Annotated in this window: 22 protein-coding genes; 13 read left to right on the forward strand and 9 right to left on the reverse strand. The window is 68.8% G+C overall.

Going from position 1 to position 25,288, the window contains the following annotated elements; all coding sequences use genetic code 11:
• Positions 1–87: 87 nt before the first annotated feature.
• The 3 genes from ACOQOP_RS21590 (at position 88) to ACOQOP_RS21600 (ending at position 5,671) form a co-directional block, all read left to right on the forward strand.
• Positions 88–4,710, forward strand: a complete 4,623-nt coding sequence (locus ACOQOP_RS21590) for a PAS-domain containing protein (protein ID WP_420563883.1) — start codon at positions 88–90, stop codon at positions 4,708–4,710.
• 94 nt (positions 4,711–4,804) lie between these two features.
• On the forward strand, positions 4,805–5,188 hold the full coding sequence (locus ACOQOP_RS21595) for a DUF6152 family protein (protein WP_420563884.1): 384 nt from the start codon (positions 4,805–4,807) through the stop codon (positions 5,186–5,188).
• A gap of 12 nt (positions 5,189–5,200) precedes the next feature.
• Positions 5,201–5,671 carry a hypothetical protein gene (locus tag ACOQOP_RS21600; protein ID WP_420563885.1) on the forward strand — a complete coding sequence of 157 codons (471 nt, stop codon included), beginning with the start codon at positions 5,201–5,203 and terminating at the stop codon, positions 5,669–5,671.
• A 2-nt stretch (positions 5,672–5,673) separates the two neighbouring features.
• On the opposite strand, the gene ACOQOP_RS21605 is transcribed toward ACOQOP_RS21600, so the two are convergent.
• Positions 5,674–6,393, reverse strand: a complete 720-nt coding sequence (locus ACOQOP_RS21605) for a spermidine synthase (RefSeq protein ID WP_420563886.1) — start codon at positions 6,391–6,393, stop codon at positions 5,674–5,676.
• Positions 6,394–6,497: 104 nt separating this feature from the next.
• Between ACOQOP_RS21605 and ACOQOP_RS21610 the strand changes: the two genes are divergently transcribed.
• The 4 genes from ACOQOP_RS21610 (at position 6,498) to ACOQOP_RS21625 (ending at position 10,758) form a co-directional block, all read left to right on the forward strand.
• Positions 6,498–7,073 (forward strand): histidine phosphatase family protein, encoded by a 576-nt coding sequence (locus tag ACOQOP_RS21610; protein WP_420563887.1) that lies wholly within the window; start codon positions 6,498–6,500, stop codon positions 7,071–7,073.
• Between the two features lie 101 nt (positions 7,074–7,174).
• Entirely contained in the window at positions 7,175–8,035 is an 861-nt protein-coding gene (locus ACOQOP_RS21615; RefSeq protein ID WP_420563888.1) for a shikimate dehydrogenase, read from the forward strand.
• A gap of 11 nt (positions 8,036–8,046) precedes the next feature.
• Complete coding sequence (locus tag ACOQOP_RS21620) at positions 8,047–9,939, forward strand: bifunctional sugar phosphate isomerase/epimerase/4-hydroxyphenylpyruvate dioxygenase family protein (protein ID WP_420563889.1); 1,893 nt, start codon at positions 8,047–8,049, stop codon at positions 9,937–9,939.
• A 99-nt stretch (positions 9,940–10,038) separates the two neighbouring features.
• Entirely contained in the window at positions 10,039–10,758 is a 720-nt protein-coding gene (locus ACOQOP_RS21625; protein WP_420563890.1) for a GNAT family N-acetyltransferase, read from the forward strand.
• Positions 10,759–10,935: 177 nt separating this feature from the next.
• Here the strand turns inward: ACOQOP_RS21625 and ACOQOP_RS21630 are convergent, their stop codons facing one another.
• Entirely contained in the window at positions 10,936–11,502 is a 567-nt protein-coding gene (locus ACOQOP_RS21630; protein ID WP_420563891.1) for a DUF1013 domain-containing protein, read from the reverse strand.
• Between the two features lie 141 nt (positions 11,503–11,643).
• On the opposite strand from ACOQOP_RS21630, the gene ACOQOP_RS21635 reads away from it, so the two are divergent.
• From ACOQOP_RS21635 to ACOQOP_RS21650, 4 genes are all read left to right on the forward strand, one after another.
• The gene (locus tag ACOQOP_RS21635; RefSeq protein ID WP_420563892.1) at positions 11,644–11,829 is read left to right on the forward strand and encodes a DUF1192 domain-containing protein; all 186 of its coding nucleotides are present in this window, start codon (positions 11,644–11,646) and stop codon (positions 11,827–11,829) included.
• Positions 11,830–12,132: 303 nt separating this feature from the next.
• Positions 12,133–13,476: an O-acetylhomoserine aminocarboxypropyltransferase gene (locus tag ACOQOP_RS21640; RefSeq protein WP_420563893.1), complete on the forward strand. Its 1,344-nt coding sequence runs from the start codon at positions 12,133–12,135 to the stop codon at positions 13,474–13,476.
• Entirely contained in the window at positions 13,473–14,273 is an 801-nt protein-coding gene (locus tag ACOQOP_RS21645) for an alpha/beta fold hydrolase (RefSeq protein WP_420563894.1), read from the forward strand. The genes ACOQOP_RS21640 and ACOQOP_RS21645 overlap by 4 nt, the downstream gene beginning before the upstream one ends.
• Entirely contained in the window at positions 14,273–14,710 is a 438-nt protein-coding gene (locus ACOQOP_RS21650) for an acyl-CoA thioesterase (protein ID WP_420563895.1), read from the forward strand. The genes ACOQOP_RS21645 and ACOQOP_RS21650 overlap by 1 nt, the downstream gene beginning before the upstream one ends.
• Here the strand turns inward: ACOQOP_RS21650 and ACOQOP_RS21655 are convergent.
• The 7 genes from ACOQOP_RS21655 to ACOQOP_RS21685 form a co-directional block, all read right to left on the reverse strand.
• Complete coding sequence (locus ACOQOP_RS21655) at positions 14,707–15,120, reverse strand: GFA family protein (RefSeq protein WP_420563896.1); 414 nt, start codon at positions 15,118–15,120, stop codon at positions 14,707–14,709. The two genes, ACOQOP_RS21650 and ACOQOP_RS21655, sit on opposite strands and share 4 nt — an antisense overlap.
• 25 nt (positions 15,121–15,145) lie before the next feature.
• Positions 15,146–17,137, reverse strand: coding sequence for a CocE/NonD family hydrolase (locus ACOQOP_RS21660; RefSeq protein ID WP_420563897.1), 1,992 nt, complete (start codon positions 17,135–17,137; stop codon positions 15,146–15,148).
• 14 nt (positions 17,138–17,151) lie between these two features.
• Positions 17,152–18,327 (reverse strand): acetylornithine deacetylase, encoded by a 1,176-nt coding sequence (gene argE, locus ACOQOP_RS21665; protein WP_420563898.1) that lies wholly within the window; start codon positions 18,325–18,327, stop codon positions 17,152–17,154.
• Between the two features lie 77 nt (positions 18,328–18,404).
• Positions 18,405–19,346 carry a metal ABC transporter permease gene (locus ACOQOP_RS21670; RefSeq protein WP_420563899.1) on the reverse strand — a complete coding sequence of 314 codons (942 nt, stop codon included), beginning with the start codon at positions 19,344–19,346 and terminating at the stop codon, positions 18,405–18,407.
• Positions 19,343–20,560 (reverse strand): metal ABC transporter permease, encoded by a 1,218-nt coding sequence (locus ACOQOP_RS21675; RefSeq protein WP_420563900.1) that lies wholly within the window; start codon positions 20,558–20,560, stop codon positions 19,343–19,345. The genes ACOQOP_RS21670 and ACOQOP_RS21675 overlap by 4 nt, the downstream gene beginning before the upstream one ends.
• Positions 20,561–20,938: 378 nt before the next feature.
• Positions 20,939–21,754 (reverse strand): metal ABC transporter ATP-binding protein, encoded by an 816-nt coding sequence (locus ACOQOP_RS21680; protein WP_420563901.1) that lies wholly within the window; start codon positions 21,752–21,754, stop codon positions 20,939–20,941.
• A 17-nt stretch (positions 21,755–21,771) separates the two neighbouring features.
• Positions 21,772–22,755, reverse strand: coding sequence for a metal ABC transporter solute-binding protein, Zn/Mn family (locus ACOQOP_RS21685; protein WP_420563902.1), 984 nt, complete (start codon positions 22,753–22,755; stop codon positions 21,772–21,774).
• A 141-nt stretch (positions 22,756–22,896) separates the two neighbouring features.
• Here ACOQOP_RS21685 and mntR point away from each other — a divergent pair, with 141 nt between their 5' ends.
• Positions 22,897–23,334 (forward strand): manganese-binding transcriptional regulator MntR, encoded by a 438-nt coding sequence (mntR, locus tag ACOQOP_RS21690; RefSeq protein ID WP_420563903.1) that lies wholly within the window; start codon positions 22,897–22,899, stop codon positions 23,332–23,334.
• Positions 23,335–23,402: 68 nt separating this feature from the next.
• Complete coding sequence (locus ACOQOP_RS21695) at positions 23,403–25,286, forward strand: ABC transporter transmembrane domain-containing protein (protein WP_420563904.1); 1,884 nt, start codon at positions 23,403–23,405, stop codon at positions 25,284–25,286.
• The last annotated feature ends 2 nt before the right edge of the window (positions 25,287–25,288 follow it).

Here is a 25,288-nt window from a genome sequence, read left to right on the forward strand (position 1 = left end):
GCTGCGGTGCCGTATGCGCCCCAATGGCGTATTCTGCCCCATGAGTTCGCAGCGGGACCGGCGCCGGCAGCCGGATGGAGGATCGCGATGACGGTGGTCGAGGATGTCGAGACGGGGAGCGCCGAACGGCCGGCCCCCGCCGATCCCCATGGCGCCATGGCCTCCCGCGTTCTGGGCGAGCAGCTGCGGTTTTTCTTCTCGCAGACCCGCGACGCCGTGGCCGGCCATACGGTGGTGTCGATCGCGGCGTTCCTGCTGCTGTTGAACGAGCCGGTGGATCATGTGGTCCTGTCCTGCTGGCTCGTTGCCTCCTTGTCGGTGGCCGTGGTGCGGCTGACGATCTATCGGGGCTTCCCGCGCGGCGCGCTGACGGCGGACGATGTGCGCCGGTGGCGGCGCCGCTTCGAGGTGATCTCATTTGCGTCCGGCGGGATGTTCGGACTGTTGCCGGTCCTGTTCCTGGACCCGGGCGACGTGAAGGCGACCGCCTGGATCCTGCTGATCCTGTCGGGCATGGCGGGCGGGGCGCTCGGGACCCTGTCGGCCTATTCGAACGCCTTCATCTACTATGTGCTTGCCATGACGGTGCCTCTCACCGTGCGGCTGCTGCAGTCCTGGCATCTGACCGACGGCATGGACCTTCTGGTGATCGCCGGGCTCAGCGTGGTGACGCCGATCTTCTTCCTGCGCTTCTCGCGCCGATTCGAGCGGGCGCTGATCGACCAGATCACCGGGCGGCTGGAGAATACCGACCTGGCTAACCGCCTGGCCCAGCAGGGTGCTGTGTTGAACTCGGTCATGCAGACGATCCCGAGCGCCATCGCCGTGGTCGAGGCCGATGGGCGCGTCGTCTATCACAATGACCGGTTCCGCCAGATGTTCGACCTGCCGGACACCCTGCTCGACGGGGGGCTCAACCACCGGGAGTTCAACGATTTCCGCTACGGCCGTGGTGATTTCGACAATCTCGACGCCGGGCCGATGCAGGAGCAGATCGAGAATTGGGATCGGCTCGGCGAGTCCGGCCCCCCGTTCGGCTACGAGCGCACCCTGTCAGACGGGCGGGTGCTCCGGGTCGACAATCGGCCGATGCCGGAGGGCGGCTGGGTTCGGTCCTGGACCGACGTCTCCGACGAGCGGGCCGCCCAGCGCGAGACCGAGCGCTGGACGACGATGCTGCAGCTCACCCTGGACAGCATCGACCAGGGGCTATCCTTCATCGACGCCAACGGCAATCAGGTTCTCGCCAACCGGCGCTACTGCGAGCTGCTCGGCCTGCCCGAGGAGTTCATCCGGCGCGTCGTGCCCCTGAGCGAGATGATCGCGCTGCTGGAGGCGCGCGGTGAGCTGGTCGACCTGTCGCCGGAGCTGACCGCCCAGATCGACCGGTGGGAGAGTGGCGAGGATCCGTCGCCCCGCCTCGTCTACGAGCGCCGACAGCCCAACGGCAACTGGCTGCTGATCGTGTCCAACCGCCTGCCCGACGGCGGCCATGTGCGGACCTTCACCGACATCACCAGCCGCAAGCTCGCGGAGATCTCGGCCGCCGAGCGCCGGGACCTGTTGGAGCACACGCTCGCCAGCATCGATCAGGGTGTCATCCTGCGCGACGCCGACGACAACGTCCTGGTGTTCAACGACCGGCTGACGGAGCTGCTGGGCGTGCCGCGGGCGCTCTATGAGGAGAACGTGCCGTCGGTCGCCATGCTCGACCACCTCAACGCCGCGTCGGGGGTGGAGATCGACGCCGAGCTCAACCGCCGGATCGACGACTGGGTCGAGCGCCGGCGCCGGGGCGAGTCGGTCGAACGCCTGGAGTACGACCGCATCGGGCCGAACGGCACCTGGATCCATGGCGTCTTCCAGTCGCTGCCGGACGGCCGCCAGATCCGGACCTTCAGTGACGTGACCGAGGCGCGTCGCTCCGAGCAGGCGCTGATCGAGAAGACAGAGTTCCTGGAGGCCGTGCTCGCCTCCATGGAGCAGGGGGTGCTGGTCACCGATGCCCGCGGCCAGGTGACGCTGTGGAACGAGCGGGCCCGCGAGATCCTCGAACTGCCGGCGGGCACGCTGGAGGCGGCGCCCACCACCGAGGAACTGCGGGCGGTGCGCCAGCGGCTCGGCGCCTTCGACATGACCGACCCGAATGTCGTCGCCTTCGTGGAGAAATGGAACCAGTGGATCGCCGGCGACGGGGACGAGATCTTCACCCACGAGCGGGCCTTCCAGAACGGCAACTGGATGCTGGTCTACGGCCGTAAGCTGCGCGGCGGCGGGACGGTGCGGACCCTCACCGACATCACCGCCCGCAAGCGGGACGAGGCCGAGGCGATCGCCGCCCGCGAGGAGGCGGAGCGGACCCGTGAACGATTGCGCGCGATCCTGCAGTCCATTCCGGTCGGCGTGCTGGTCTATGACCCGGCGATGCGCATCGAATTCTGGAACGACGCCTACTGCAACTTCACCGGTGTTCCGCATGCCGCGCTGACTCACCGGCCGCATTTCCTGGAGTATCTGCACTACGTCTACGAGGCCCATGACCGCCGGCGGCACCTGAGCCTGGAGAAGTTCATCGAGTACCGCCGGTCGATCTACGAATCCGACGAGAAGTACGTCACCGAGTTCCTGTTCGACAGCACCGGGCTGGACGTCCAGTACATCGTCGGCTCGCTCCCGGATGGCGGCCGGGTGAACGTGATCGTCGACATCTCCCAGCAGAAGCAGGCCGAGCGCACCGCCCTGGAGGCGCGCGACGCGGCGGAGGATGCGACCCGGGCGAAATCCGCCTTCCTGGCGGCGATGAGCCATGAGATCCGCACCCCGATGAACGGTGTGATCGGCATGGCCGAGGTGCTGGAGCAGACCACCCTGGACGAAGAGCAGCGCTCGATCGTCGCGACCATCCGGGACTCGGGCCAGGTGCTGCTGCGGATCATCGACGACATCCTCGACTTCTCGAAGATCGAGGCCGGGCGCATGGAGCTGGAATCCGAACAGGTGGACCTGCGGGCGATCTCGGAATCCGTGCTCGATACGTTGGGCCCGGCCGCCGATGCCCGCGACCTCGACCTGGCGCTGGAGATCGATCTGTCGGCGCCGTCGGTCTTTGTTGGCGACCCCACGCGGGTGCGCCAGGTCCTCATGAACCTGGTCGGCAACGCGGTGAAGTTCAGCGAGGCCGGGTCGGTGGTGGTTCGGGCCTCGGCCCGGCCGGACGACGATGTCCCCTCCCGCCTGCGTCTGCGGATCGAGGTGAGCGATACCGGCGTCGGAATCGAGCCGAACCGGGTGGAGCAGTTGTTCCAGCCGTTCCGCCAGGCCGAGGCATCGACCACGCGGCGCTATGGCGGTACCGGTCTCGGTCTGTCGATCTGCCGGCGGCTGGTCGGCCTGATGCAGGGGCGGATCGGGGTGGAGAGCACGCCCGGTGAGGGCTCGACCTTCTGGCTGGAGATCCCGGTGGAGCCGTCGATCCTGGCCGGAACCTCGGAGATCGAGGCGCTCGATCTTGCCGGCCTGCCGGCCCTCCTGGTCGTCCGCCCGGGGCCGCTCGGCGCGCAGGTCGCCGACCTGCTCCGGGCCCGGGGGATGGTGGTGACCCACACCGGAGACGACACGGTGCCGGCCGATCCCGCCGGCGTGACCATTGTCGACGGGCGCCTGGGCGCCGACCTGCTGCGCCGTCTGATCCCCGCCGGGGCCTGGGGGGCGGAGACTGCGGGGTCGGAGGCCCGGGCGCTCTGGGTCGCCGGTTCCGGCATACCCGACATGGCGCCGCTGGCCGTGCCGCGGCCGGTGCGGCGCGATCCGCTGCTGCGGGCCGTGGCCGTGATGCTCGGCCGGGCTAGCCCGGACACACCCTCGGCGGAGCCGGCGGCCGCTGCGCCCGAGGCGACGCCCGTCCCGACCCCGGAGGAGGCTGCGGCGGCCGGCCGGCTGATCCTGGTGGTGGAGGACAACGCCACCAACCGGCTGGTGGTGGAAAGCCAGCTCGCCATTCTGGGCCTCGCCGCGGAGACCGCGGTCGATGGGGCGGAGGCCCTGCGCATGTGGCACGAGAAGCCCTACGGTCTGGTGCTGACAGACTGCCACATGCCGGCCATGGACGGCTATCAGCTCACCGCGGCGATCCGGGAGGCCGAGAAGTCGACGGGCGGCCGCGTGCCGATCGTCGCGCTGACGGCCAACGCCCTGCTGGACGAGGCCGAGCGGTGCCTGGAGGCCGGCATGGACGACTATCTCGCCAAGCCGGTCACCCTCGCTGTGATGGGCGAGACCCTGAACCGGTGGCTCGACAAGGGCGGCGGCCGGTCGGTCGCCGAGTCGGCCGCGCAGTCGGCTGCGGCCCCGGCAGAGGTTCCCGATGAGGGGCCGATCGACTTCGCCCAGCTTCGGGAGATCCTGGGCACCGACGATCCGTCCTTCACCACCTCGATGCTCGACCTGTTCGCCGAGAGTTTCCGGGAGCTGAACGCGGAGATGCGGTCGGCGATCGAGGCGGGGGACCTGCCGCTGCTTCGGGGCACCAGCCATGCGGCCAAGGGGGCCTCGGCCAATGCCTGCGCCCATCGGCTGCGCCGCGCCCTGGAGGCACTTGAACGGGCGGCAGCGGCGCAGCAGGTCGACCGGATCGCCCCGCTGTTCCGGGAGGTGGAGATCCGCAGCCGGGAGGTCTTCGACCATCTGGCCCGGATGAAGCCCCCGCAGTGACCGGTCCCGCGCGTCCGCTACCCCTGGGCATGGAGACGGTCGCCACCATTTTGAGGGGGAGACTGTTCCTGTCCGCCACTCCGGGAGAGAAGAGATGACCCGATCCCTGCGTGCCGCCACCCTGTCCCTCGCCGCCGCCCTGGTGCTGGCGCCCTTCCTGGTCTCCCAGGCCGTCGCCCATCACGGCTGGAGCTGGACGACGGGCGGCAATATCGAACTGACCGGCATCGTGCGCGAGGCCAGGCTCGGCAACCCGCATGGGGAACTGACGGTGGATGCCGAGGGCGAGATCTGGACCGTCGAGGTCGGCCAGCCCTGGCGCAATGAGCGGGCCGGACTGACCGACAGCCATTTCGCCGTCGGCACCGAGATCACGGTCATCGGCGAACCCTCGGCCGACCCGGCGCAGAAGCTGCTGAAGGCGGAGGTGGTCGTCATCGCCGGCAAGGAATATCCGCTCTACCCGGGCCGCAGCTAGACCCGCCCGTCGGTGGAGGCCCTGCTCACGACGCTGGCGTCGAGCGACCTCGCCACGGCGCTGCGTTTCTCGCGCTGGGGCTATGCGGCGGTGAACACGGCCCATGTGCTGGGGATCGCGGTCCTGGTGGGCGGCATCCTGCCGCTGGATCTGCGGATGCTCGGGCTGTGGCCGCGGGTCGAGGCGGAGGCCCTGCATCGGGTTCTGGTGCCCATGGCCGCCGCGGGGCTGGTGCTGGCCCTCGCGACCGGATTCCTGCTCTTCGCCGTCCGCCCGGTCGACTATGCGGCCAATGTCGCCTTCCTGGCCAAGATCGTCCTGGTCGCCATCGGCATCGCCTCCGCCCTGTCCGCCCATATGCTCTGGGGACGCAGCCTCGAGCACGCCACCGGCAGTGTCCGGGTCCGGGTCGGCGCAGTGTCGATGCTGTGCTGGATCGGCGCTCTGGTCGCCGGCCGGATGATCGCCTTCACCGGGGAGTGAGCCTAATCGGAGGCGCGGGCGAGATAGACGGTCTGGGTGACCGTGTCGCCGAGATAGGGATTATCGAACGTCACGGGCTCGGCCCTGGCCTCGGCGAAAACGCCGGCGAGCCGCTCGGTGAAGGCGGGATCGGGCGGATCGTCCGACCACAGCCCGAACACGCCGCCCGGCTTCAGGTGCCGGGTGAGAGCGGCGAGCCCGTCGGCGGTGTAGAAGCCGGCGCTGCCCGGATCGAGCAGGAAGTCGGGCGCATGGTCGATATCGACCAGGATGGCGTCATAGGTGCGGCCCGGCCGGTCCGGGTCGAACCCGTCCTCCGACGCGGCCAGCGCGAAGAAGTCGCCCTGCCGCAGCCGGCAGCGGCCGTCGCCGGTCAGCACCGGTCCCAGGGGCAGAACCCCCTCGCGATGCCAGTCGATCACCGCCTCCAGCATGTCCACCACGGTCAGCGAGGCGACGCGGTCATCCGCCAGCACCGTCGCCGCCGTGTAGCCGAGCCCGAGCCCGCCGACCACCACGTCCGGCTGCTCCGACCGCACATCGGCAAGGCCGAGCCGGGCCAGGGCGACCTCCGAGGCGGTGAAGTGGCTCGACATCAGGAAGGCATCGCCCAGCTTGATCTCCAGCACCTCCTCGCCAAGCCGCAGGTCGCGGCGGCGGCGCAGGCTCAGGGCGCCGATCGGCGTCACGCGGTAGTCGAGTTCTTCGAAGATCGGGCTCATGGCCCTTCCTACCATGCCCGTTCCGACGGCGCGACGACTGGACCCGCCCGGCAGCGGATCTAGGTTCCATGCCTGGACCGGCCCTCATGACGAACGAGGATCTCATGACCCGCAGCGCGACCGCTCTGCTTGTGATCTGTGTGCTGACCCTGTTGGCGCTTCCCGGCACGGCACGGGCCAGTGCCGAAGGCTGGGAGGCGATGCGCCGGCCCGGCGCCATCGCCGTGATGCGTCACGCCTATGCGCCCGGCACCGGCGATCCGGACAATTTCCGCCTGGGCGACTGCACCACGCAGCGCAACCTGAACGACCAAGGCCGGGACCAGGCCCGCCGGATCGGCGCGGCGTTCAGGGACAACGGGGTCGAGGTGGATCGCGTTCTCACCAGCCAGTGGTGCCGGTCTGCGGAGACCGCCGAGCTGCTTGGCCTGGGCACGCCGGAGCCGCTGCCCTCCCTCAACTCGTTCTTCGATGCCCGCCACCGCCGCGCCGAGCAGACCGACGAGACCCTGGCCTTCCTGCGCGCCCAGCCGGCCGACCAGCGCCTGATCCTGGTCACCCATCAGGTGAACATCACCGCCCTCACCGGCCGCGGGACGGCCTCGGGTGAGTTCGTCGTCATCGATCTGACCGAGGACGGCGAGGTCGAGGTGCTCGGCGAGATCCTGATCGGCCGGTAGGCGACGCACCCGCCGGTCCCAGCCCATGGACGGTCTTCTTGATGGGAGGCCTGCGATCCGACACTCTGCCGGAAACAAGAAGGCGGTTTGGGGAGAGATCGATGACGGGGACGCTGGGGCGCTCGGTGCTGGTCGGGCTGATCGGCCGGGGCACCGCGCTGTCGCGGACGCCGCGCATGCACGAGGTGGAGGGAGCCCGGCAGGGACTGCGCTACGTCTACCGCCGCATCGATCCGGCCGAGATGGTGACCACCCCGACCTTCGAGGAGATGCTGCGGGCCGCGGAGTTCTGCGGCTATGCCGGCGTCAACGTCACCCATCCCTACAAGCAGGAGGCGGTCGCCTTCCTCGACGACCTGTCGGACGAGGCGCGGGCCGTCGGGGCGGTGAACACCATCGTGCTGACGGACGGAAGGCGGGTCGGCCACAACACCGACCTGTCGGGTTTCGCCGAGAGCTTCCGGCGCGGCATGGGCCGGGAGCGGATGGACCGGGTGGTGCTGATCGGCGCCGGCGGGGCCGGTTCGGCGGTGGCCAATGCGCTGCTGGACTGCGGCGTCGGGACCCTGCTGATCGCCGACACCAACACGGCGGGCGCGCAGAAGCTGGTCGCCGCCCTGGAGGGACGCTTCGGCGCCGGCCGGGCGGCGGTCGCCGAGAGTGCCGAGGCCGTCGCCGGCACGGTGGACGGCATCGTCAACGCCACGCCGGTCGGCATGGCGGACCATCCGGGCACGCCCCTGCCGGTGTCCCTTCTGGACTCGCGGCACTGGGTGGTCGACATCATCTACTTCCCGATGGAGACCGAATTCGTTAAGGCGGCGCAGGCGGCGGGCTGCCGGGTCGCGACCGGGGCGGGCATGGCCCTGTTCCAGGCGGTGAAGGCTTTCGAGCTGTTCACAGGGCTGCCCGCCGATCCGGAGGCCATGCGGGCCACCTTCGACAGTTTCGGGGCGGGATAAGGAGAATTCGGGTGAAGACGTCCATTGCGACCGTGTCGATCAGCGGCGATTTCCAGGAGAAGCTGACCTCCATCGCCGCCGCCGGCTATGACGGGCTGGAGATCTTCGAGAACGATTTCCTGGCCTATGACGGCGGGCCGAAGGAAGTCGGCCAGATGATCCGCGACGCCGGGCTGGAGATCACCCTGTTCCAGCCGTTCCGTGATTTCGAGGGCATGGCCGAACCGCATCGGGCGCGCGCCTTCGACCGGGCGGAGCGAAAGTTCGACGTGATGCAGGAGCTCGGCACCGACCTGATGCTGATCTGCTCCAACACCTCCCAGGCCGCACTCGGCGGCATCGACCGGGCGGCCGACGACCTGGCTGAGCTGGGCGAGCGGGCCGCCAAGCGGGGTCTGCGGGTCGGCTACGAGGCGCTGGCCTGGGGCCGGCACGTCAACGATCACCGGGACGCCTGGGAAATCGTGCGCCGGGCCGATCATCCCAGCGTCGGACTGATCCTCGACAGTTTTCACACGCTCGCCCGCAAGATCGACGTAAACACCATCCGCTCGATCCCGAAGGACAAGATCTTCATCGTCCAGCTCGCCGACGCGCCGCTGATCGACATGGATCTGCTGTACTGGAGCCGGCATTTCCGCACCATGCCGGGGCAGGGCGACCTGGACGTGGTCGGCTTCATGCGGGCGGTGGCGGCGACCGGCTATGACGGCGTGCTGTCCCTTGAGATCTTCAACGACCAGTTCCGCGGCGGCTCGCCCAAGTCGATCTCGATAGACGGGCGCCGCTCACTGATCACCCTGATGGACGCGGTCGCCCGGCAGGAGCCGGAGATCGCCATCACGCCGCCGGCGATGCCCGACCGGATCTCGGTCTCCGGCATCGAGTTCGTCGAGTTCACCGCCGACGAGCGCGAGGCGGGGGAACTGACCGGCCTGTTCCGCAGCCTCGGCTTCGCCCGGGCCGGCCGGCACGTGGCCAAGGACGTGGAGGTCTGGCGCCAGGGCGGCATCAATCTGGTGATCAACACCGAGAAGGAGGGCTTCGCCCATTCCGCCTATCTGATGCACGGCACCTCGGTCTGCGATATCGGCCTGAAGGTGGAGGACGCCGCGGCGACGGTGGCCCGGGCGCGGGCACTGCTGGCCGACCTCTTCGAGCAGCCGACCGGGCCGGGCGAGCTGAAGATCCCGGCGATCCGCGGCGTCGGCGGCGGGGTGATGCATTTCATTGACGACAAGACCGAGCTGTCCCGGGTCTGGGAGATCGAGTTCAAGCCGGTGGCCGACGAGGCGGCGGAGTCCGGGGTCGGCCTGACCCGCATCGACCACCTGGCGCAGACCATGAACTACGAGGAGATGCTGACCTGGATGCTGTTCTACACGGCGATCTTCGATACCAGGAAGATGCCGATGGTGGACGTCATCGATCCGGCCGGCGTGGTCCGCAGCCAGGCGATCGAGAGCCCGGATGCCGCCTTGCGCCTGACCCTGAACGGGGCGGAGAACAAGCGCACGCTCGCCGGCCGCTTCGTGTCGGAAAGCTTCGGCTCCTCGGTCCAGCATATCGCCTTCCAGACCGGGGACATCCTGGCCACCGCCGACGCGCTGGCGGGTAACGGCTTCAAGGCACTGGAGATCCCGGCGAACTACTATGGCGACGTGGAGGCCCGGTTCGGACTCGACCCGGACCTCGTCGCCACCCTGCGGGCGCACAACATCCTCTACGACCGCGACGACCAGGGCGAGTTCTTCCAGCTCTACAGCCGGCTCTACGGGGACGGCTTCTTCTTCGAGGTGATCGAGCGGCGCGGCGGCTATCGCGGCTACGGGGCGGCCAACGCGCCCTTCCGCATCGCCGCCCAGCAGCGCCTCGCCCGGCCGAAAGGCATGCCGAAGGATTGACGGCGAACGGTTGGACCGTCGGGCGGTTCGGCGTTGGATCTACGGCGGTCGATAGGAAAGGCGCATGGAGGAGATCCAAACCATCCGCCGGAGCCCGCCATGACCACCCGCATCAACGAGCTCGGCCAGCCGATCGGCTGGGCCCTTTCCGACTGGACGCCCCGTGCCCGGCCGCCGCGCACCCCGATGGAGGGCCGCACGGTCCGCTTGGAGCCGCTCGATCCAGCGAAGCACGGCGACGACCTCTGGGCGGCCTTCGCGGCCGACGAGACCGGGCGGATGTGGACCTACCTGCCGGTCGGTCCCTATGCGGATCGGGCTGCGTTCGACGCCGCCCTGGCGGCCAATGCCGAGAGCGAGGACCCGCTGTTCCATGCGGTGATCGATCGGGCGTCGGGCAAGGCGGTCGGGTTCTGCACCTATCTGCGGATCGACCCGAACAACGGGGTGATCGAGGTGGGGTTCATCACCTTCTCGCCGCTGATGCAGCGCACCACCGGGTCGACCGAGGCGATGTACCTGATGATGGCCCGGGTGTTCGACGAGTTGGGATACCGGCGCTACGAGTGGAAATGCGACAGCCTCAACGCGCCGTCCAAGGCGGCGGCGGCCCGGCTCGGCTTCACCTATGAGGGGCTGTTCCGCCAGGCGGTGATGTACAAGGGCCGCAACCGGGACACGGCCTGGTTCTCGATCCTCGACAGCGAGTGGCCGGCCATCAAGGCGGCGTTCCAGGCCTGGCTCGAGCCGTCGAATTTCGACGCCGACGGCAAGCAGAAGCGCGGGCTGGCGGCCCTGATCGCGGAGCGGCGGGGGTAAATAAACCCACCCCGTCATCCCGGCGATCTCCGTCCCGGATTAAATTCGGGACGGGGTCTCCCGGGATGACGGGGTGGGAGATGGTCGTGCCCATGACGGCGCGGGGCGTGGAAAGAAAAATCCCGGGCGGCGCCAGCCGACCCGGGATCGATAGCTTTCAGGGATGCGAGGCCGCGATCACGGCAGTTCGCTGATCGACTCCAGCTGCTGTTCCGGCGGGACCTTGGTGCCGCCGGCCTTCTCGATGGCGGCGTCCAGGTCGCGCTGGGTGCACAGGCCCAGGAAGACCGGGTGGCGCGCCTGGATGTTCTGCGAGTTCCAGTGGGTGCGCTCGCGGACCTTGTTGATCGTGTCCTTGGTGGTGCCGACCAGCTTGGCGATCTGCGAATCCTTCAGCTCCTCGTGGTGCTTCAGGAGCCAGGCGATGGCGTCCGGCTTGTCGCCCCGCTTGGCGACCGGCACGTATTTCGGGCCCTTGGTGCGCTCCACCGGCTTCGGCAGCGTCGACTTCGCCATCATCAGGCGGGTCTTCGGGTCCTTCTCGCACCGTTCGATCTCGGCCCGCGTGAGCTGGCCGTTCAGCACCGGGTCGAATCCCTGGATACCGGCGCTCACCTCGCCATCGGCGATCGCCTGGACCTCCAGCGCATGCAATTCGCAGAAGGCGGCGATCTGCTCGAAGGTCAGGGCGGTGTTGTCGATGAGCCAGACGGCGGTCGCCTTGGGCATCAGCGGCTGCGTCATGATAGTCTCTCCCTTGCCGTCGGGTATTTCCCGCGTGAGCAGGCTGCATGGAATTGGTTGTAACGGATTTGGCACGTTATATAGAGGCCCAACCGCGACAAGCAAACGCATTGTGAAGCCGGTCGCTTCAAGGAGGGCATAATGGTCGATCTGGAAGAGCTGGAGCCGGGCAAGCGTCCGAAGAAGCCTCGTGACCTGTCCACCTGGAATATTGAAGATTTGGAAGATTACATCCAGGCAATGCAGGCGGAGATTATTCGCGCTCAGGAAATGATCGACCGCAAGAAGGGCGTCGCCGACGCCGCCAATGCGCTGTTCAAATCATGACCCGGATGTCGAATGCAGGACAACTTTCGGTGATGTGAGTTCCGCCACATCATCGTGCTTGACGGACAGACCCCCCCTCGTTAGCGTCTGCACGAACAAGTTGGGCAGGGAGCTCACAGCGTAGAAATCGGGCGGGGTCGTGCTGTTGCGCGACCCCGTAACCGTATCCGGGATCCGCTTCTCCCATTTCGGCACACTCGAGCAGGACGACGACCGTCCGTGTCGGATAGACTGCTCCGCCACGGCAATCACTTCTACCGACCATGTCGGATATGGAAAAATTCCAAATCAGGGACGATCGCGATGAGTTCCGACGGTAACGTCTTCGGATTCGACACGCTGAGCCTGCATGCGGGCCAGCAGCCGGACCCGGTCACCGGCGCCCGGGCGGTGCCGATCTACCAGACCACCTCCTACGTCTTCAAAGACGTCGACCACGCCGCCTCGCTGTTCAACCTGGAGCGCGCCGGCCACATCTACTCGCGCATCTCCAACCCCACCGTGGCGGTGCTGGAGGAGCGGGTGGCGGCCTTGGAGGGCGGCGTCGGCGCGATCGCCACGGCGAGCGGCCACGCGGCCCTGTTCCTGGCGATCAGCACCCTGATGGGCCAGGGCGGGCACATCGTCGCCTCCTCCGCACTGTATGGCGGCAGCCACAACCTGTTCAGCCATACCCTGCCGCGCTTCGGCATCGAGACCACCAAGGTCCACCCGCGCGACCTGGACGGCTTCCGCAAGGCGATCCGGCCGGAAACCCGGCTGATCTTCGGCGAGACCATCGGCAATCCGGGCCTGGAGGTGATGGACATCGCCGCCATGGCAGAGATCGCCCATGCGGCGGGAATCCCGCTGATGGTCGACAGCACCTTCGCCACCCCGCACCTGTGCCGGCCGATCGACCACGGCGCCGATCTGGTCATGCACTCCGCCACCAAGTGGCTCGGCGGCCATGGCGTGGCGCTTGGCGGTGTGCTGGTGGACGGCGGCACCTTCGACTGGGAGGCGTCCGGCAAGTTTCCGACCCTGACCGAGCCTTATGCCGGCTACCACGGCCTCGATTTCGCCGAGGAATATGGCCCCCAGGCGCTGCTGATGCGCGCCCGGGCCGAGGGCCTGCGCGATTTCGGCGCCTGCATGAGCCCGGCCAACGCCTTCCACATCCTGCAGGGCATCGAGACTCTGCCGCTGCGCATGGACCGCCACGTGGCCAACGCCCGCGCCGTCGTCGCCTTCCTGAAGGGGGCAGAAGAGGTGGAGTGGGTGGCCTATCCGGAACTGGAGGATCACCCCGACCACGCCATCGCCACCAAGCTGCTGCCGAAGGGGGCGGGCTCGATGATCGCCTTCGGGATCAAGGGTGGGCGCGAGGCGGGCCGGGTGTTCATTGAGTCCCTGCGCCTGTGGTCGCATCTGGCCAATGTGGGCGACGCCAAGTCCCTGGTGCTGCACCCGGCCAGCACCACCCACCAGCAGCTCGACGCCGAGACCATGAAGGCGGCCGGGCTGAGCGAGGATCTGGTGCGCCTGTCTGTCGGCCTGGAGGATCCCAAGGACATCGTGGACGACCTGAAGCAGGCGCTGCGCGCCGCCGCCCGGGCGACCCAGCCGAAAACCCAAGTGAAACTCGCTGGAGCCGCCGGCGCATGAAGCTGACTGTCGAGGGGATCGAGGCCTTCGCCGCCACCGGCGGACGCCCGTTCGATCCCGCACGCCCCGCCCTCGTCTTCGTCCATGGCGCCGGGATGGACCATACGGTCTGGACCCTGCAGACCCGCTACTTCGCCCATCACGGCTGGTCGGTGCTGGCGCTCGACCTGCCGGGCCATGGCGGCAGTGCCGGGCCTGCCCTGGAGGACGTGCCGGCGATGGCCGGCTGGGTGCTGAAGGCGGTGAAGGCCGCCGGGGCCGAAGAGTTCGCGCTGGCGGGCCATTCGCTCGGCGCGCTGATCGCCCTGGAGGCGGCGAACCAGGCGGGCGACGCGGTCCTGGCGCTGATGATGCTGGGGGCGGCGGCATCGATGCCGGTTAATCCGGCGCTGCAGGGCGCGGCCGACAAAGGCGACCACGGGGCGGTGGAGGCGATGATCGGCTGGGGCTTCGGCCGTCCGGCGCAGATCGGCGGCAACCGCGCGCCGGGCGCCTGGATGCCGGGTGCCGGCCTGCGGACCCTGGAGCGCGGGCTGAAGGGGCCGCTGGGCGTGGATCTCAAAGCCTCCAACGGCTATGCGGGTGCGACCGAGGCGGCGGGGAAGGTTGCCTGCCCGGTGCTGATCGTCGCCGGCGACGACGATCGCATGACCCCGCTGAAGGGGGCGAAGGCCCTGGCCGGGTCGTTCGCCGATGCCCGGCTCGCGGTGCTGCCGGCGACCGGCCACATGATGTCGATCGAACGTCCGGACGAGGTGCTCGACACCCTGCGCGACTTCCTCAAGGGGATTGGGTGATGGCGGGCGAGGCGGAGCTTACGCGGGCCGACTACCGGCATTTCCTGGAGATCCCGACCCGCTGGATGGACAACGACGTCTACGGCCATGTGAACAATGTCGAGTACTACTCGTATTTCGACACGGTGGTGAACCAGTACCTGATCGAGAAGGGCGGGCTCGACTACCTGGCGGGCGATACCGTGGGCTTCGTGGTGGAGACGAAATGCTCCTACAAGCGGCCGATCGCCTTTCCCGACGTGGTGGAAGCCGGTATCCGCGTGGCCCGGATCGGCACGTCGTCAGTGACCTACGAGGTCGGGCTGTTCAAAAAGGGCCAGGACGCGATCTGCGCTTTCGGGCATTTCGTCCATGTCTATGTGGATCGCGCGACCAACAAATCCGCCCCGATCCCGGACCAGGCCCGGGCGGCGATGGAAGCGATCAGGGCCGATTAACTGGGCGCTTCCGGCGCGATATCCAGCGGCACCCAGGGATGGCGGTGCCGGGTGTAGACCTGTTTTGCGGGCGCGGGAAACGAACCGTCGGCGAAGGCGCCCAGGGCAACCGCCACGGTGCCGGGCTTGACCTTCGGATACCAGAACACAGTCGACCCGCAGGTCGGGCAGAAGTGGAAGGTGATTTCCTCGCCGCTGTCGCCTGTCCGGCGATAGGTGGTCGAGGCACCTTCCGTGATGACCGCAGCCTCGGGATAGAACGCCGCCACGCCGAACGGCCCGCCGGTGCGCTTCTGACACTCGCGGCAGTGGCAGAGGGCGACGAGCATCGGCTCCCCCGGACAGGTGACCGACAACCCGCCGCAGGCGCAGGATGCCGTTCTGGCGGGCGGTGGGACGTCCGCGTTCATGGCCGCGTCCTCGATCGTTCGGGTCTCACATCATGTCACGCGGGATGGTCCGGGCGAAGCTCTTGTCGAAGACCGGCTCGCCGTTCTCGAAGGCCTCCACCCGCGCCTCGATCAGCCAGTCCTCCGCCGTGCAGGACAGCGCACAGGTGCTGACGGTCCTGGTCTCCCAACCCGCGCGGCGGGTGATGCAGGTGCGCTCGATCCGGCCGGTGGCCGAGAGCGGATCGCCGTCGCGGATGCTCCAGACCTCGTCCTGGGTCTCGCCGGTCACCAGCCCGTTGCCCGGATGGCGGATCAGGCCGGAGTCTTCGGAGATCCGGTGTTCCGTCACCCCGGTGGTCAAGTTGCGTCGGATCTCCCGCGCGGCATGGCCCTGCGTCGTCGCTTCGTATGTCGGCAGCGGATCGGGGTTCTCCGGCTCTGCTACCTCGATCCGGTCGTGATCGCCCAGCAGCGGCAGGGCGAGGCGCAGGGAGGCGGGCTCGATGGTCAGCGTGGCGTCGTAGGGTGGCGGCAGGATCGTCGGCCAGTAGGCGCTGGAGAGCGACAGCCGCAGCCGGTGGCCGGGGGCCAGCCGGTAGCCGCAGGCGTCCAGGGTCAGGGTGATCTCCGTCGCCGCGCCCGGCGTCATCGGCTTCGGGTGCTCGTTGCCGTCGCGATGGGCGAGGTTGAGCACACCGAAGGCGATGCGGGTCGCCGTACCGTCCGGATGCAGGTCCACCAGCCGGGCGCAGAGATTGGCCAGGGGTGCGTCGCTGGACAGGGTGAGCGAGACCGATGCCCGGCCGAGCAGCAGGATCTCCTCCGTCAGGTCCGCCGTGTCGAAGACCAGCGAGCCCATGTCGTCGCCGCGCTGGTCGCCGGCCATCTCGGCATCGGGCTTCAGCGTGAACCACTCGCCCGCCCCGGTGCCTGTATCCAGCGGTGAGCGCAGGGTCAGTGGCTTTGCCGACGCGGCGGGCGCGTCGCCGAGCCGGCCATGGCGGTCGATGCCCAGCACCCGGCTGTCGGGCTCGGACCACTCCCGCTTGGCGATCCAGAAGCCCGGGTCGCGGTCACGCCAGCGCGACGGTTTCGGGCCGTCGAGAATGAAGGCCCGCATCTGCGGCGTATCCTCGGCGCCGTTCGCCTCGTCGCGCAGCCAGCGGTTCCACCAGCGGATCGCCTCGCCATGGAAATCGGCGCGCGGCTTCGGCCAGGCGAAATGCGGATACTTGTGGATCCAGGGCCCGACCAGCGCCTTGGCCCTGGCCGGCATGCCCTCCACCGCCTTGAACGGGGTGGAGCGGTAGCCGTCGGCCCAGCCGGAGATCACGAGGGCCGGGACCGGGAATCCCGCGAAATCCTCGCCGATGGAGCCGTGCTTCCAGAACGCGTCCCGGCGTTGGTGGGCCAGCCACTCCTCCATCATGAACGGCTCGCCCTCCAGCCGCTCCAGCCACATGGCGCGCCAGTCCTCGCCGACGATCTCCGGATCGGGCGACCGCGACTGATAGGCCAGCATGGTCGCCGCCCAGGAGAGCTGGGCCGAGAGGTGGCAGCCGTCCTTGTAGTGGATGTCGTCGTTGTACCGGTCGACGGACGAGGCGATGGAGATCACCGCGTTCAGCGCCGGAGGCTTCAGGGCCGCCACCTGCAGGCAGTTGAACCCGCCCCAGGAGATACCCATCATGCCCACACTGCCGTTCGACCAGGGCTGGGCCGCGATCCAGTCGATCACCTCGCAGGCGTCGGACAGCTCCCGCTCGGTATATTCGCCGTCGATCACCCCCTCGGACTCGCCCGACCCGCGGATGTCGACCCGCACTCCGGCGATCCCGGCAGCGGCGAAGACCGGATAGGTGGACTCGTCGCGCGGTGCCGTGCCGTTGCGCTTGCGGTAGGGCAGGTATTCCAGAACGGCGGGCACCGGATCGCCGTGGGCCCCGTCAGGCATCCAGATCCGGGCGGCCAGCCGGGTCCCGTCCTTCAGGATGATCCACTCGTTCTCGAGAACCTCGAACGCGCGCTCCGTCATGAGGGCTCCTTCGCTTAGTCGGCCGTCTTCGCCCACTCGATCAGGTCGGCCATGAAGTCGACGCACTGCGCCATCTGGTCGACGGGGATGTACTCGTCGGCCTTGTGGGCGACCTCGATGCTGCCGGGGCCGAAGATCACCGCCGGCATGCCGGCCTGCTGGAAGGCGCCGGCCTCGGTGCCGAACGATACCACGCTCGACTGGTTCAGCCCGGTGAGCTGGCGCACCAGGGTCTCGGCGGCGGAGTGCTCGTCCGGCTGCAGGCCGATCACGTCGACCAGCTTGTGGTGCTCGAAGCCGCAATGGGGGGCGACCGCCTTCATCGCCGGCTCCAACTCCTTGCAATAGGCGCGGATCCGCTCTTCGTAGACATCGGCGTCGTCCGACGGCAGCACCCGCATGCCCCACGTGATGTCGCAGAATTCCGGGATGATGTTGTGGGCGGTGCCGCCCTCGATGACGCCGACGCTCATCGTGGTGTGCGGCGGATCGAACTCGGTCTCACCATGCGGGCCGGCGGCGATCTCCTGGCCCAGATCGTCGATGAAGGCGATCATCCGGCTGGCGGCGATGATGGCGTTGGCGCCGTTGCGCGGGTCGCTGGAATGGCCCGGCACGCCGGTCACCCGCGTCTTGTAGATCCGCGTGCCCTTGTTGCCGCCGATCAGCTTCATCTCGGTCGGCTCGCCGACGATCACGGCGCGCGGCAGCGGCAGGTTGGCGACCACGTCGGCGATGATGTGCTGGACGCCGAAGCACCCGACCTCCTCGTCGAAGGAGAAGGCGAAATGGATCGGCACCTGCAGGTTGGCCGCCGCCATTTCCGGCGCCAGGGACAGGGCGATGGCGATGAAAGCCTTCATGTCGGCGGTGCCGCGCCCATAGAGATTGTCGCCCCGGCGGGTCAGGGTGAACGGTTCGGAGGTCCAGTCCTGACCATCCACCGGGACCACGTCGGTATGGCCGGACAGCACGATGCCGCCCTTCTGCTTCGGACCGATGGTGCACCACAGGTTGGCCTTCGCACCGTCATGGTCGTAGGTCAGCCGGGACTCGATGCCCAGATCGGCCAGATAGGCCTTCACATCCTCGATCAGCGCCAGGTTGGAGTTCCGGGAAGTAGTGTCGAACGCGATCAGGCGTTCGGTCATGGCGATGGCGCGGTCGAGACGCTCGGGCGAGGAAGGCATGCGGTGTCCTTGCTGTGGGTTGCCCCCACAGATATACGCGATGCCCCTGTCAGGGCGACCCTTTTACGTCTGTCGGGCTATTGCGAGGCTGCCGCCTGTCCGGTGCGTCGGCGGCGCGGCCCGAACAGGCAGGCGAGGGCGAGCTGGATGCCGGCGACGGTGGCGATCATGCCGGCGGCGCTGACGGCGTAGGGCGAGCCGAACCAGAGCGGGCCGTAGCCGGCGAAGACATAGCCGGCGATGGCGGCGGTGGTGGCGAACAGCACGCTCCATCCGACCTGCCGGCCGAGCCGATCGGTCATCAGCCGGGCGGTGGCGGGCGGGCACACGAACATGGCGATGACGATAATGGAACCCACCGCGTCGAAGGCGGCGACGGCGGCCACGGCGGCGGCGACCACCAGGGCGAAGCCGACGACGCCGGTGCGGATGCCGACGGCCTGCGCGAAGCCCGGATCGAAGGTGGAGATCGCCAGCTCTTTCCAGAAGGCGATCACGAAGGCGACGATCACCGCCAGCACGATGGCCAGCCGGAAGAGCTGCGGCGGCAGCCCGGCCAGCGCGTCGATATCCAGCAGCGACGACCAGCCGGTGGCGTCGAACCAGATCAGGCTCTCCAGGTTGCCGTAGAGCGCATGCTCCACGTCGATATGCACGCCGCTGGTGTCCGACTGCTCCAGCAGCAGCACCCCGGCGGCGAACAGGGTGGTGAAGACCACTCCCATGGCCGCCCCCGGCTCGACCCGGCCGAGCCGCTTGATCAGCTCGATCAGCCCGACCGCGACCACCGCGGCCCCGGCGGCGCCGATCATCATCGGCCAGGCGGAGATGACGCCGGTCACCAGGAAGGCGACGACGATGCCCGGCAGGGCCACATGGCTGATCGCGTCGCCGATCAGCGCCTGGCGGCGCAGCAGCAGGAAGTTGCCCGGCAACGCGCAGGCGATGGCGGCCAGGGTGCCGATCAGGATCGGCGTCAGGCTGAGCTGGACGAACTCGACACCCCACTCCGTGCTCATCGGGTCGCCTCCGGCTTCGGCAGCAGGCTGTCCAGATGGGCCACCTGGTCGGGGGTCAGCACCTGATCGATGGGGGTGAGGCCGTCATAGCGCTCCAGCACCGGATCGTCGGCGCGCAGGCGCCGGGCGGTGGCCCAGCGGGTCTCGTCAAGCTGGGCCTTTCCCGCAGCTCCGCGTCCGGCGCCGGTCATCACCCCGTCGCCGCGCATCAGCCCGCGTCGGCGCAGGATCCGCAGGGTCAGCCGGTCGTAGATCGCCTCACCCCTTGCCATGGCCAGCAGCCCCTGGCGCAGGTGCACCCGGTGCTGGAACCGCCGGTGGCGCAGGGCGGAGGCGAGCACGCCGCGCCTGGGGGAGAAGGCGAGGGAAAAGGCGAACAGGGCGAATGCGACCAGCACGATGATCGGCCCGGTCGGCATGTCGCGCGCGGCGGCGGAAAGGGCGGCGCCGAGGAAGCCCGACAGTCCACCGATTCCCGCGGCGATCAGGATCAGCCGGTCGACCCGCTCGGTCCAGAACCGGGCGGCGACCGGCGGGATGATCAGCATGGCGACGATCAGGATCAGGCCGACCACCTTGAGACCGATGACGGTGACCACCAGCGCCAGGCCCATCATGGCGAGGTCGGTGCGCCGCACGTTGATGCCCAGGGTGGCGGCATAGTCCGGGTCGAAGGCGACCAGGGTCATCGGCCGGCGCAGGACCACCACCAGGCCGACCGCGACCGCGCCGGCAGCGGCGATCAGCACGGCCTCGCCGATCAGCATGCCGGCGGTGGAGCCCAGCAGGAAGGTGTCGAGCCCGGCCTGTTTGCCGCCCTCCATGGTCTGGATGACGGTCAGCAGGACGATCCCGAGGCCGAAGAAGACCGAGAGCACGGCACCGATGGCGGCGTCCTCGCCCAGGCGGGTGCGGGCGGTGATCCACTCCACCGCCATCAGCCCGATCGCTGCCGAGGCGGCCGACCCGAGGATCAGCCCGGGCAGCCAGCGTCCGTCCCCGCCGAGCAGCACCATGACGATGAACGCTATGGCGACGCCGGGCAGGGTGGCGTGGGTGACTGCGTCGGAGACCAGCGCCCGCTTGCGCAGGAACACAAAGGCGCCCGCCCCGCCCCCGGCGATCCCGAGCAGCCCGGCGCCGACCGCGACCAGGGCGGAATTGTACCCGGCCTGCAGGGTGAGGGCCTGGAGGAAGAGCTGCAGGGTGGTCATGGGGTGGGCTCCACCCGACCGTCGAAGCTTTTCAGACACTCCCCGGATTCATTCCGGGGCCTACCAGAGGGATTACACGGGCCCTCGCCAATGGTGTTTGCCGTCCGGTCCTCGCTCGCCCGTAGGCCCCGGAATAAATCCGGGGAGTCCGTAGGGGGGTAGGGAAGGGCAGAGTTTCGAATGCTTGATCTACCCATCCTACCCAAAACCATCTCCCCGGCCTTGTGCCGGGGCCCAGCCATCGGCGTGATGGAGCCTTCGGAGATCGTCCTTCGGCGATCCGATCGCGCCTTTCCTAGGCCCCGGCACAAGGCCGGGGAGACGGAGGGAGGTGGTGGGGGAGCGACAGACATCGGTGCTATTCCCGTCCTCCTCGCCTCAGGCCGAGCCCAGGCGCAGTTCGGCGATCTGGCTTTCGGCGAGGCGGCCGCCATAGGTCGCCTGCAGGGTCTCCGGCGTGAAGGCCTCGGCGATCGCCCCTTCGGCCTGCTTGTGCATGTTGATCAGCATCACCCGGTCGAAATAGGCGGTCACCGTCGACAGGTCGTGATGCACGCAGACCACCGTCTTCCCCGCCGCCTTCAGCCCCTTCAGCACCGACACGATGGCATGTTCGGTCGCCGCGTCGACCCCGGCGAAAGGCTCGTCCAGCAGGTAGAGCTCGGCGTCCTGGGCGAGCGCCCGGGCCAGGAACACCCGCTGCTGCTGGCCGCCGGAGAGCTGGCCGATCTGCCGGCCGGCGAAATCCTGCATGCCGACGCGCTCCAGGCACGCCATCGCCCGGGCGCGGTGGCGCGCGCCGGTGAACCGGAACAGGCCGACCTCGCGGTACAGGCCCATCATCACCACGTCGATCACCCGCGCCGGGAAGTCCCAGTCGACCGAGGCGCGCTGCGGCACATAGGCGACGTCGCGCCGCGCCTCCTTCAGCGGCTGGCCGAAGAACCGGACCTCGCCGGCGAGGCGCGGCACGATGCCGAGCGCGCCCTTCAGGAAGGTCGACTTGCCGGCGCCGTTCGGGCCGACGATGGCGGTCATGCTGCCCGAGGGGAACCGGGCGTCGACGGAGAACACCGCCGGCTTCTCGCCGTAGGAGACGGTCAGGCCACGGACCTCCAGCGGACAGGCGCTCTGCGGGGGCGCCACGCTGTGGCCGTCGGTGGTTGCCAGCTCGATATGGGCGTTCAGGCTCATGGCGTGCGTCGCTTCCTTCAGATCCCGGCCGCCAATCGTCCCTGCATCCCCTGGGCCGGGGCGTCGCCGCCGAGCGCCCGGGTGATGCCGGTGACGTTGTGGTCGATCATGCCGATATACGTGCCTTCATAGGTTCCGGATGGCCCCATGGCGTCGGAGAACAGCTCGCCGCCGATGCGCACCGTGTGGCCGCGGGCGGCGGCCCCCTCGATCAGCGCCTGGACGTTGCGGTCGGACACCGAGCTCTCCACGAAGACGGCGGTGATGCCGCGCGACACCAGCGTGTCGACCAGCTCCTCGATCCGCCGCAGGCCGGCCTCGGACTCGGTGGAGATGCCCTGGATGCCCATCACCTCGAAATCGAAGGCGCGGCCGAAATAGTTGAACGCGTCATGGGCCGTGACCAGGACCCGCTGCTCCGCCGGGACCGACGCCAGACGCTCGACAGCGTAGGCGTTCAGGCGATCGACCTCGGCCAGGTGGCGTTCGGCGCCGGCCGCGTAGGTCGCCGTCCCGTCCGGGTCGATCTCGCTCAGCGCGTCGCGCACAGCGACGACCACGGAGCGCCACAGGGACGGATCCATCCAGATGTGCGGATCGACCTTGTTGCTGTAGTCGTCATGGGCGATCAGCCGGTCGCGTGGCGCGGCCTCGCCGACGGCGAAGACCCGCTTGCGGTCGCCGAGCTCCAGCAGGAACTCCTCGAGCTGCGCCTCCAGATACAGTCCGTGCCACAGCACCGCGTCGGCGCGCAGCATGGCGGCGATGTCGCTGCGGGTCTGGCGATAGGCATGGGGATCGACCCCGGGGCCCATCAGCGCCTGGACGGCGACTCGCTCACCTCCGACCTGACGGGCGGCATCGGCGATCATGGAGGTCGTCGCCACCACCGTGATCGCCGGATCGGCCGACGCGTTGCGCGGCCAGGAGAGGCCGGCGGCGAGGGTGAGCGCCAGAATGGATGCAGGAAGGAATTTCAACAACTTGCGTCTATAGACCATGGCTGGGACGTCCCTTCGCTCCGATGGCAATTGCAGCGGTGCCGAATAAGAGTTGGGGTGCCTCCAAAAGTTAGTCAAGCCTAAATTGCCAGAATGCCCGTCCCGTCGTACTGTCGCGCCGGAATTGGCGCCGAGGATGGGATGGCGGACGAGGACAGCTTCCGGTCGATCGAGGACCACGCTCAGACCTTCAAGCGTCTGCGGGACGAGCACGCCCGCGAGGTGACCGAGGATTACGTGGAGATGATCGCCGACCTGATCGACCAGGACGGCGAGGCGCGGGCCGTGGCCCTGGCGGAGCGGTTCGGGGTGACCCCGGCGACCGTGAACAACACCGTCAAGCGGCTGGAACGCGACGGCTACGTCACCAGCAAGCCCTACCGCGCGATCTTCCTGACCGATGACGGCCGGGCGCTGGCCGAGATGTGCAAGGAGCGCCACCGGCTGGTCTGCGACTTTCTCATGGCGATCGGCGTCGACCGCGACGTGGCCGAGGCCGATGCCGAGGGGATCGAGCACCATGTCAGCGAGGCGACCCTGTCGGTGTTTCGCGCCTTCGTGGAGAAGCAGGCCAGATAGTTTCGGTTGGACCGCCCGCTGGGAGCCCCCATCTTGCCAAGGTCCATGGTCGAACCCGCAGGCACCCCGTGAGCGACAGCACCGGCTCCCAGACCGCACGATCCGTCCATCCCCAGGACCGTCCGAAGGGCCGTGACCTCGCTGTGCTGAAGCGGGTCATGGGCTTCGTCGCCCCGTATCGCGGCCGGGTCGTGCTGGCGGCGATCGCGCTGATCGTCACTGCCGGCGCCATGCTGGCGGTCGGCCAGGGGCTGCGCATCCTGGTGGACGAGGGCTTCGCCAGCGACGATCCGGGGCAGCTCGACCGTGCCCTGGTGGCGCTGCTCGGCCTGGCGGTGGTGCTGTCGATCGGCACCTATTCCCGCTTCTACCTGGTTTCCTGGCTGGGCGAACGGATCGTCGCCGACCTGCGCAACGCGATCTTCCAGCGGGTCATCGCCCTGCATCCGGGCTTCTTCGAGGTCACCCGCACCGGCGAGGTGCTGTCGCGGCTGACCACCGACACCACCCTGCTGCAGTCGATCATCGGCTCCAGCGCCTCGATGGCGCTGCGCAACCTGCTGGCCCTGGTCGGCGGCTTGATCATGCTGTTCATCACCAACGCGAAACTGGCGGGCCTGCTGATGCTGGTGGTGCCGGTGATCGTGGTGCCGATCCTGGTGATCGGCCGCCGCGTGCGCCGGCTGGGACGCGAATCCCAGGACCGGGTGGCCGATGTGGGGGCCTTCGCCGAGGAGAGCTTCGGCGCGATCCGCACGGTGCAGGCCTTCACCCACGAGGCAGCCGACCGCCAGCGTTTCGGCCGGGAGGTGACGAACGCCTTCACCACCGCCATCCGGCGCATCCACCTGCGCGGGCTGCTCTCCTCCACGGTGATCGTGCTGGTCTTCGCCTCGGTCGGCTTCGTGCTCTGGGTCGGCGGCAACGACGTGATGGCCGGCCGCATGACCCCGGGCGAACTGACCGCCTTCGTGTTCTACGGCGTCACCGTGGCCTTCTCGGTCGGCATCATCTCCGAGGTCTATGGCGAGCTTCTGCGCGCCGCCGGCGCCACCGAGCGGCTGGTCGAGCTGCTGGAGGCCGAGCCGGAGATCCGCGCGCCGGAGCACCCGGTCGCCCTGCCGTCGCCGCCGGAGGGACGGGTGGCCTTCGAGCATGTGGTGTTCCGTTATCCCTCCCGGCCGGATACCTCGGCTCTCAACGATTTCTCCCTGACCGTGGCCCCGGGCGAGACGGTGGCGCTGGTCGGGCCGTCCGGGGCCGGCAAGACCACGGTGTTCCAGCTTCTGCTGCGGTTCTACGACCCGGCCCAGGGTCGGGTGGTGATCGACGGCGTCGACGCCCGCACCGCCGAGCCGACGGAGCTGCGCCAACGGATCGCCCTGGTCTCCCAGGACCCGGTGGTGTTCGCCGCCAGCGCGATGGAGAACATCCGCTACGGCCGGCCCGACGCCACCGACGCGGAGGTGATCGCCGCCGCCCGCGACGCGGCCGCCCATGACTTCATCACCGCGCTGCCGGACGGCTATGACAGCTTCCTCGGCGAAAAGGGGGTGCGCCTGTCGGGCGGCGAGCGGCAGCGCATCTCCATCGCCCGCGCCTTGCTGCGCGATCCGGCGATCCTGCTGCTGGACGAGGCGACCAGCGCCCTCGATGCGGAGAACGAGCGGCTCGTGCAGAACGCGCTCGACCGGCTGATGCAGGGCCGCACGACCCTGGTGATCGCCCATCGCCTGGCCACGGTGGTGGAGGCGGACCGGATCTGCGTGATCGAGTCCGGGCGGCTCGTGGCGGACGGCCCCCATGGCGAGCTGATGCGCAGCAGCCCGCTCTACCGGCGCTTGGCGGAGCTGCAGTTCAGTTCCCCCTCCGCCGCCCTCCCCGGCCTTGTGTCGGAGCCTACGTCGGAGGGTGACAGGACGGCGCCCCACCTGGACCGCAGTGCGGGCTGACC

The sequence above is a fragment of the Thalassobaculum sp. genome (assembly GCF_965223715.1).
GTDB lineage: Bacteria > Pseudomonadota > Alphaproteobacteria > Thalassobaculales > Thalassobaculaceae > Thalassobaculum.

Coding starts and splice junctions, on each gene's coding strand:
- ACOQOP_RS21605 (WP_420563886.1), bottom strand. CDS start 6,393: ATGAGCCCGATCTTCGAAGAACTCGACTACCGCGTGACGCCGATCGGC.
- mntR (WP_420563903.1), top strand. CDS start 22,897: ATGGCGGACGAGGACAGCTTCCGGTCGATCGAGGACCACGCTCAGACC.
- ACOQOP_RS21675 (WP_420563900.1), bottom strand. CDS start 20,560: ATGACCACCCTGCAGCTCTTCCTCCAGGCCCTCACCCTGCAGGCCGGG.
- ACOQOP_RS21615 (WP_420563888.1), top strand. CDS start 7,175: ATGACGGGGACGCTGGGGCGCTCGGTGCTGGTCGGGCTGATCGGCCGG.
- ACOQOP_RS21660 (WP_420563897.1), bottom strand. CDS start 17,137: ATGACGGAGCGCGCGTTCGAGGTTCTCGAGAACGAGTGGATCATCCTG.
- argE (WP_420563898.1), bottom strand. CDS start 18,327: ATGCCTTCCTCGCCCGAGCGTCTCGACCGCGCCATCGCCATGACCGAA.
- ACOQOP_RS21590 (WP_420563883.1), top strand. CDS start 88: ATGACGGTGGTCGAGGATGTCGAGACGGGGAGCGCCGAACGGCCGGCC.
- ACOQOP_RS21640 (WP_420563893.1), top strand. CDS start 12,133: ATGAGTTCCGACGGTAACGTCTTCGGATTCGACACGCTGAGCCTGCAT.
- ACOQOP_RS21685 (WP_420563902.1), bottom strand. CDS start 22,755: ATGGTCTATAGACGCAAGTTGTTGAAATTCCTTCCTGCATCCATTCTG.
- ACOQOP_RS21670 (WP_420563899.1), bottom strand. CDS start 19,346: ATGAGCACGGAGTGGGGTGTCGAGTTCGTCCAGCTCAGCCTGACGCCG.
- ACOQOP_RS21630 (WP_420563891.1), bottom strand. CDS start 11,502: ATGACGCAGCCGCTGATGCCCAAGGCGACCGCCGTCTGGCTCATCGAC.
- ACOQOP_RS21635 (WP_420563892.1), top strand. CDS start 11,644: ATGGTCGATCTGGAAGAGCTGGAGCCGGGCAAGCGTCCGAAGAAGCCT.
- ACOQOP_RS21680 (WP_420563901.1), bottom strand. CDS start 21,754: ATGAGCCTGAACGCCCATATCGAGCTGGCAACCACCGACGGCCACAGC.
- ACOQOP_RS21650 (WP_420563895.1), top strand. CDS start 14,273: ATGGCGGGCGAGGCGGAGCTTACGCGGGCCGACTACCGGCATTTCCTG.
- ACOQOP_RS21595 (WP_420563884.1), top strand. CDS start 4,805: ATGACCCGATCCCTGCGTGCCGCCACCCTGTCCCTCGCCGCCGCCCTG.
- ACOQOP_RS21655 (WP_420563896.1), bottom strand. CDS start 15,120: ATGAACGCGGACGTCCCACCGCCCGCCAGAACGGCATCCTGCGCCTGC.
- ACOQOP_RS21625 (WP_420563890.1), top strand. CDS start 10,039: ATGACCACCCGCATCAACGAGCTCGGCCAGCCGATCGGCTGGGCCCTT.
- ACOQOP_RS21645 (WP_420563894.1), top strand. CDS start 13,473: ATGAAGCTGACTGTCGAGGGGATCGAGGCCTTCGCCGCCACCGGCGGA.
- ACOQOP_RS21610 (WP_420563887.1), top strand. CDS start 6,498: ATGACCCGCAGCGCGACCGCTCTGCTTGTGATCTGTGTGCTGACCCTG.